The sequence below is a fragment of the Bacteroidota bacterium genome, assembly GCA_030706565.1.
In the GTDB taxonomy this organism is placed as follows: Bacteria; Bacteroidota; Bacteroidia; order Bacteroidales; family JAUZOH01; genus JAUZOH01.
The window spans coordinates 1-6,169 of the sequence record JAUZOH010000222.1; the positions used below are offsets into that span (position 1 = coordinate 1).

At 37.6% G+C, this 6,169-nt stretch carries 6 protein-coding genes; 2 read left to right on the top strand and 4 right to left on the bottom strand.

Features of this window, described 5'->3' with window-relative positions; translation table 11 throughout:
• The coding region (locus Q8907_11185) for an ABC transporter permease (GenBank protein ID MDP4274830.1) at positions 1-242 on the bottom strand (242 nt) is incomplete at its 3' end.
• 85 nt (positions 243-327) lie between these two features.
• The gene (locus Q8907_11190) at positions 328-1,269 is read right to left on the bottom strand and encodes an ABC transporter ATP-binding protein (protein ID MDP4274831.1); all 942 of its coding nucleotides are present in this window, start codon (positions 1,267-1,269) and stop codon (positions 328-330) included.
• A 214-nt stretch (positions 1,270-1,483) separates the two neighbouring features.
• Between Q8907_11190 and Q8907_11195 the strand changes: the two genes are divergently transcribed.
• On the top strand, positions 1,484-2,437 hold the full coding sequence (locus Q8907_11195; protein ID MDP4274832.1) for a radical SAM protein: 954 nt from the start codon (positions 1,484-1,486) through the stop codon (positions 2,435-2,437).
• A gap of 91 nt (positions 2,438-2,528) precedes the next feature.
• On the opposite strand, the gene gdhA is transcribed toward Q8907_11195, so the two are convergent.
• Entirely contained in the window at positions 2,529-3,866 is a 1,338-nt protein-coding gene (gene gdhA, locus Q8907_11200) for an NADP-specific glutamate dehydrogenase (GenBank protein MDP4274833.1), read from the bottom strand.
• A gap of 227 nt (positions 3,867-4,093) precedes the next feature.
• Positions 4,094-4,726: a VTT domain-containing protein gene (locus tag Q8907_11205; GenBank protein MDP4274834.1), complete on the bottom strand. Its 633-nt coding sequence runs from the start codon at positions 4,724-4,726 to the stop codon at positions 4,094-4,096.
• 506 nt (positions 4,727-5,232) lie between these two features.
• Between Q8907_11205 and Q8907_11210 the strand changes: the two genes are divergently transcribed.
• A complete protein-coding gene (locus tag Q8907_11210) occupies positions 5,233-5,937 on the top strand; it encodes a response regulator transcription factor (GenBank protein MDP4274835.1) in 705 nt (234 codons plus the stop codon).
• Positions 5,938-6,169: the final 232 nt, after the last annotated feature.

Genomic DNA, 6,169 nt, shown 5'->3' on the forward strand with positions numbered 1-6,169 from the left:
TATACTTTCCCTTTAAACTCAAGTGTTGTTAAATTATTGGTTAATAGTTTTTTAATTTCAGAATTATTCTGATTTTTATCAAGTACAACAGCGACATTTCTAACTATTTCCCGATTTGACGAAAAAGCTATGCCCAATCCCCAGGCCATCAGTATGGGAAAAGCGAATGACCAGAACAATGAAGCCGGTTCCCTGAAAGATTCTTTAAACTGTATACCAATTAACTGTAATAATTCACGCATAATTTGTACCTTATACTATTTCAAACTTAATAGGAAGTTATTTTTCAAGCTTAGAAATATGCTATATTTCAATTGATCATTAACTTTAATTTTCATCAATAATCTTTCTTCCGGTCATCTTGATAAACAGATCATCAAGAGTAGTCTTGCGACAGGTAAGACTTTGAATGTTGATATTCCTGTTTTTCAAAGTATCCGCTATCTTAGGCAAAACTTCCACCGTATTATTCACTCGAATCTCGCACTGATGTTCATCTTTATTCCACACCACCTTACTAATTCCCTCTATATCCTTAAAAATAGAAACATCAATTTCGCTATCACAAGAAAATTCAACTATTTCATGATCACCATCCATGGAAAGGATTTGATCCAGGGTTCCTTCAGCCAATATTTGTCCCTGATTCATCACCACGATTCTTTCGCAAAGATATTCAGCTTCTTCCATGTAGTGAGTAGTAAGGATAAGGGAAGTATTTCCTTCTTCCTTTAGCTGTTTAAGGATATCCCAAATTTCATGACGGGCTTTAGGATCAAGTCCGGTGGTTGGTTCATCCAGCAACAATATTTCAGGTTTATTCAATAAGGCGATGCCCAGGGCCAACCGCTGCCTTTGTCCGCCCGAAAGATTCATCACATAGGACTTTTGCTTTTCCGTAAGCCGGATAATATTAATAATCTCCTCTTCCCTGCTATGAGGCAATCCATAAAAACTGGCAAACAGACGAACAGTCTCCTTTACCGTAAGCCTGTCGATGAAACGTGTATCCTGGAATGACAAACCCAGGATACGATGGAGCTCATCTTCGTTGCTTTTCCACGGCCTCCCCTTAAGCAGTATCTGTCCGCAATCGGGATGCTGGATGCCCTCAATCATTTCCACCAAGGTAGTTTTCCCTGCCCCGTTGGGGCCCAGTAAAGCCACAAACTCTCCCTTTCCAATGGACAGATTAACATCTCTAACAGCTTTGACATCTTTAAAGGATTTCGAAAGCTTTCTTACTTCTATAACAGGTTCCGGCTTCATTGATTTTACTTTATTTCCATGATCTCGACAAAAATAAAATCAAAATTAAGTCATTTATGAGAACAACATCACAAAAAGCAAGAGAAATCATTGTTGTTACAGAATAAATTTCATCATATCCTGACAAAATGCAGACAACAAAAGAAGCAAAAATCTACATGTAACTTTTAAATATAAAAACCGATATTTGCATTTTATTTTAGAAATACAAAATATGAATTGGGAAAATTTTCCAGAGTCCTTGAATTGCCTGAAGGAATGTAACATTTGTCCAAGGAACTGCAAAGCCGACCGCTTTTCCGGTAAACTTGGATATTGCAAAACAAATGCAGGATTCAATATAGCTTCAATCTGTAACCACAGAGGCGAAGAGCCGGTAATAAGCGGAAAGGATGGAATCTGTAATGTATTTTTCACCCGGTGTAATTTGCAATGCATTTATTGCCAGAATTATCAGATAAGCAATAACAAAAGTTCAGAGTTTGAATATTCTCTTAGCCTGGAACAGGTGGTAAATACCATCATAAAATATTTAGAGGGAGGATGCAAAGCAGTAGGTTTCGTTTCTCCCTCGCACAACGTCCCGCAAATGGTGGCAATAGTAAAGGCTTTACATCAATTGGGGTATAAACCGATAGTCGTATACAATTCCAACGGATACGACAAAGTAGAAACCTTAAAGGATCTGGAAAATATTGTAGATATCTACCTGCCTGATTTTAAATATTACGAAAGCCAGACCGCAAAAGATTATTCTGATTGTACCGATTACCCAACCATTGCCTTGAAGGCAATCAAAGAAATGTACAGACAGAAAGGCTCTACCTTAATAGTAAATGATGAAGGCCAGGCTGAATGGGGCATGATTATCAGACATCTGGTCCTGCCCGGTCATGTCGAAGAAAGCAAAAAAGTGTTAAAGACAATAGCCGAAGAAATTTCACCTTCTATCCATCTTTCACTGATGTCGCAATATTATCCAATAGAGAATGTAAAAGACCATCCTCTGCTTGGACGGACATTGACTTCGGAAGAATACCATGAAGTTGTTCATGAAATGGAGAATTTGGGATTCTATAACGGTTGGTTACAGGAATTAGAGAGCGGAAAAAACTATCAACCGGATTTCAGAAAAGAACATCCCTTTGAATACAATGTAAAGGGATAATGAATTATAAATTCTGCTAAAGATTTTAAAAAAAATATCCATGAGTAATTGCCCATGGATCTTTTTTTGAAGACTAGTCATTAGTCAAATATCATATAACACCTTCGTCAAGCATGGCATTGGCCACTTTAAGGAATCCGGCGATATTGGCACCTTTCACATAATCAATATATCCGTCGGGACGGCGGCCAAACTTTACACAGGCTTCATGAATATTCCTCATAATCAAATGAAGTTTTGTATCCACTTCTTCCCTGGTCCAGTTCAACTTCATGGCATTCTGCGACATTTCAAGTCCGGATGTTGCAACGCCGCCGGCGTTTGCAGCTTTACCCGGTGCAAAAAGAAGTTTATTTTCCTGGATAACTTCTATAGCCTCCGGGGTAGAAGGCATATTGGCAGCCTCGCAAACACAGACGCAGCCATTTTTCACCAGGTTAAAGGCATCTTCCTTGTTAAGCTCATTCTGAGTAGCGCATGGCAAGGCAATGTCGCATTTCACTTCCCAGGGATGTTTCCCGGGATGAAACTCTGCATTTTTATACTCGAAAGAATACGGCTTAACAATATCGTCATTGGTAGAACGTAATTCCAGCATGTAGTCAATTTTATCACCTGAAATCCCGTCAGGATCATAAATATAGCCATCGGGTCCGGAAAGGGTAACCACTTTCCCCCCAAATTCAGTAACTTTTCTAACTGCGCCCCAGGCCACATTTCCAAAGCCTGAAACAGCTACGGTTTTTCCTTTTATGTCTATATTGCGGGTAGCCAGCATTTCACGGGTAAAATAAGCAACGCCAAAACCCGTTGCTTCAGGTCGAACCAGGCTGCCTCCCCAGTTGATTCCTTTTCCGGTCAATACTCCGTTATGTTCACCGGCTAATTTTTTATACATGCCAAACAAATAACCTATTTCACGCCCTCCGACACCAATATCACCGGCCGGGACATCCGTTTCAGGACCGATCAATTTCCAGAGTCCCAGCATGAAAGATTGACAGAAACGCATGACTTCCGTATCAGATTTGCCTTTAGGATCAAAATCCGAGCCCCCTTTGGCTCCCCCCATGGGCAGGGTAGTCAGACTGTTCTTAAATATCTGTTCGAAACCCAAAAATTTCAAAATACTCAGATTAACACTGGGGTGAAAACGCAATCCCCCCTTATAGGGGCCTAAGGCATTATTAAATTGAACCCTGTAACCCAAATTAACATGTGTTTTACCGTTATCATCCACCCAGGGAACTTTAAAAGTTAATATTCTATCCGGCTCGACTAAACGCTCAATGATACAGGCACTTTCAAACTGAGGATTCTCGTTATACACGTCAGCGATTGAATCCAGAACTTCACGAACTGCCTGGAGATACTCCATTTCTCCTGGATGCTTTCTCTCCAGATCATTTATGACTTTTTCTACATTCATAACTTTATGTTTTATCTAAAAGTTTTATAGAACAAAACTTTTTTCTTTTTTAAATATGCTCAAGATTATTGAGAAAACCAAATTCGATCACCCAAAATTATAGATGATTTTTCTCAGTTTTTAGAAAAAATATTATAATTTATGACATAAAAAGGTAACTGACCTAAATATTTTACTTTTTCTAAAAAAGGCAAATTTATAAAAAATAACCTTGAATGTAGGTGATATTATAGGGCTAACTTATGTTTTTTCTTCAAGGAAGATATAATTAAGGGGATAGAAGTAATAACAATTAGAAAAATAATAATGTATTCCAGGTAAAATTTCACCTCGGGTACATAAATTCCCAGAAAATAACCACAGAGAACCAGAGAACAAACCCAGCATGTTGCCCCCAGCAGATTATAGAAAAGAAATTTCCGGTAATCCAATTTCACGATTCCTGCAACAATGGGCGCAAATGTTCTTACTACCGGCAAAAAACGACAAAAGAAAATGGTTTTGCCCCCATATTTTGAATAAAATTTCCGGGCAGAAATCAGATGCTTCTGTTTGAAAAAAAGTGTGGATTCCCTTTTAAAGAGACGTATACCTACCCTTTTCCCAAATGCATAACCCGATATATTCCCTAGAACAGCCCCAAGAATTATCAGCAAGACTAAAAAAACAATATGAATCTGCAATACACGGGTAGCGCATAACAGACCAGCCGTAAACAACAAGGAATCACCGGGAAGGAAAAATCCGACGAACAAACCGGTTTCCGCAAAAACCACAAACAGAAGCAGGTAAATTCCTCCATATTGAATGATACTTTCCGGATTCACCAATTGCCTCATAAATTCATAAATGCTTTCCATATTCCTTGATTTAAAAATCAAAGGTATTTAAAATAAACCATCCTCCAATACCTTAAATCAAAGACTATTCATTTCCTGACTCATACTGTTGATACTATGTAACTTGACAAAAGGAAATTCAGGATTTTTTCAGACCGGGAATTCTTAGTCCAAAATCAAACTTAATATTAACTTAATAATCGTTTAAACTTCAGTTCATAATAAAAGTCTATTTTTATTATATATTTTAAAAAGGAACGAAATTGAATAGGCTCAAAAAATCCAGAACAGATGGTAAAACCGGAATTAAATCGGAAATTATTAAGGAAGGATTTGGAAGAACTCATACTTCTTGTCATTGGGCTAATTACGCTATTGGTTTATCTTGCATTTTGGGGTTGTTATAATTTTTCTCACTTGTATTAATATCAGCAATCCGCAGTAAAGCAGTAGTCCAAAAGCAGGGGTAGTTTCATTTTTAATCTAAAATTTCAATGCATTCAATTATAGCTACATAGAGGATAAAAATGTCTAAAGAACTAAAATATAGAATTTTGCTCGTTGATGACGAAACGGATATCCTGGAGTTCGTTTCTTACAATTTAAGAAAAGAAGGCTACGAAGTCAGTACAGCCACTAACGGGAAAGATGCGATAGAGGAAGTAAAAAAAATGAATCCTCATCTGATCATCCTGGACATCATGATGCCCGAAATGGATGGCATAGAAACTTGCGAGAAAATCCGGAGCAGCAACCTTGAAAACCAGCCATTGATTGCATTTCTGACGGCCAGGGGAGAAAATTACTCGCAGGTCGTTGGTTTTGAGGCCGGAGCCGACGATTATATTATTAAACCCATTAATCCGAAAGTTCTAATAAGCAGGATCAAAGCCCTGCTAAAAAGATACTCGGGAGAGTTCAATTCTTCCGCAGTAAACAAAGAGAAAGAGGACATGCCATCAGACAATATTGTTATTGACAAGGAAAGGTTTGTCGTCATCAATAAAGGCAAGGAATTATTACTTACGAAAAAAGAATTCGATCTTTTATCACTTTTAGCGTCCCACCCCGAAAAAGTATATAAACGTGAAGAAATATTTCAACAACTCTGGGGCGATGATATTATCGTAAGCGACAGGAATATCGATGTGCATGTCCGCAGGTTAAGGGAAAAAATCGGGGAAGAGCATATTGTAACCCTTAAAGGAGTAGGATATAAATATATCGAATAACTGACTTACTTCTCCGTCCATTCAAGATTTTCATTAGTACAACTCCTTCCCTATTGATCTTTATTCTCAGATCATGGTACAATGTATTATTTCTTTATTTGCTCTTGCACGTCTGGATATTAATTACTTAACTTGTTTTTGAGTAAATCATTTCGTAATTTTACATAAGAATTTCCACAGTTAAAATCAGGCATTATAACAAAAAAGCAACAAAAATTTAAACATTTCAAAA

What these genes read in the sequence shown, in the direction of transcription:
- Q8907_11190 (MDP4274831.1), bottom strand. Translation starts at nt 1,269, where the DNA reads ATGAAGCCGGAACCTGTTATAGAAGTAAGAAAGCTTTCGAAATCCTTT.
- Q8907_11195 (MDP4274832.1), top strand. Translation starts at nt 1,484, where the DNA reads ATGAATTGGGAAAATTTTCCAGAGTCCTTGAATTGCCTGAAGGAATGT.
- gdhA (MDP4274833.1), bottom strand. Translation starts at nt 3,866, where the DNA reads ATGAATGTAGAAAAAGTCATAAATGATCTGGAGAGAAAGCATCCAGGA.
- Q8907_11205 (MDP4274834.1), bottom strand. Translation starts at nt 4,726, where the DNA reads ATGGAAAGCATTTATGAATTTATGAGGCAATTGGTGAATCCGGAAAGT.
- Q8907_11210 (MDP4274835.1), top strand. Translation starts at nt 5,233, where the DNA reads ATGTCTAAAGAACTAAAATATAGAATTTTGCTCGTTGATGACGAAACG.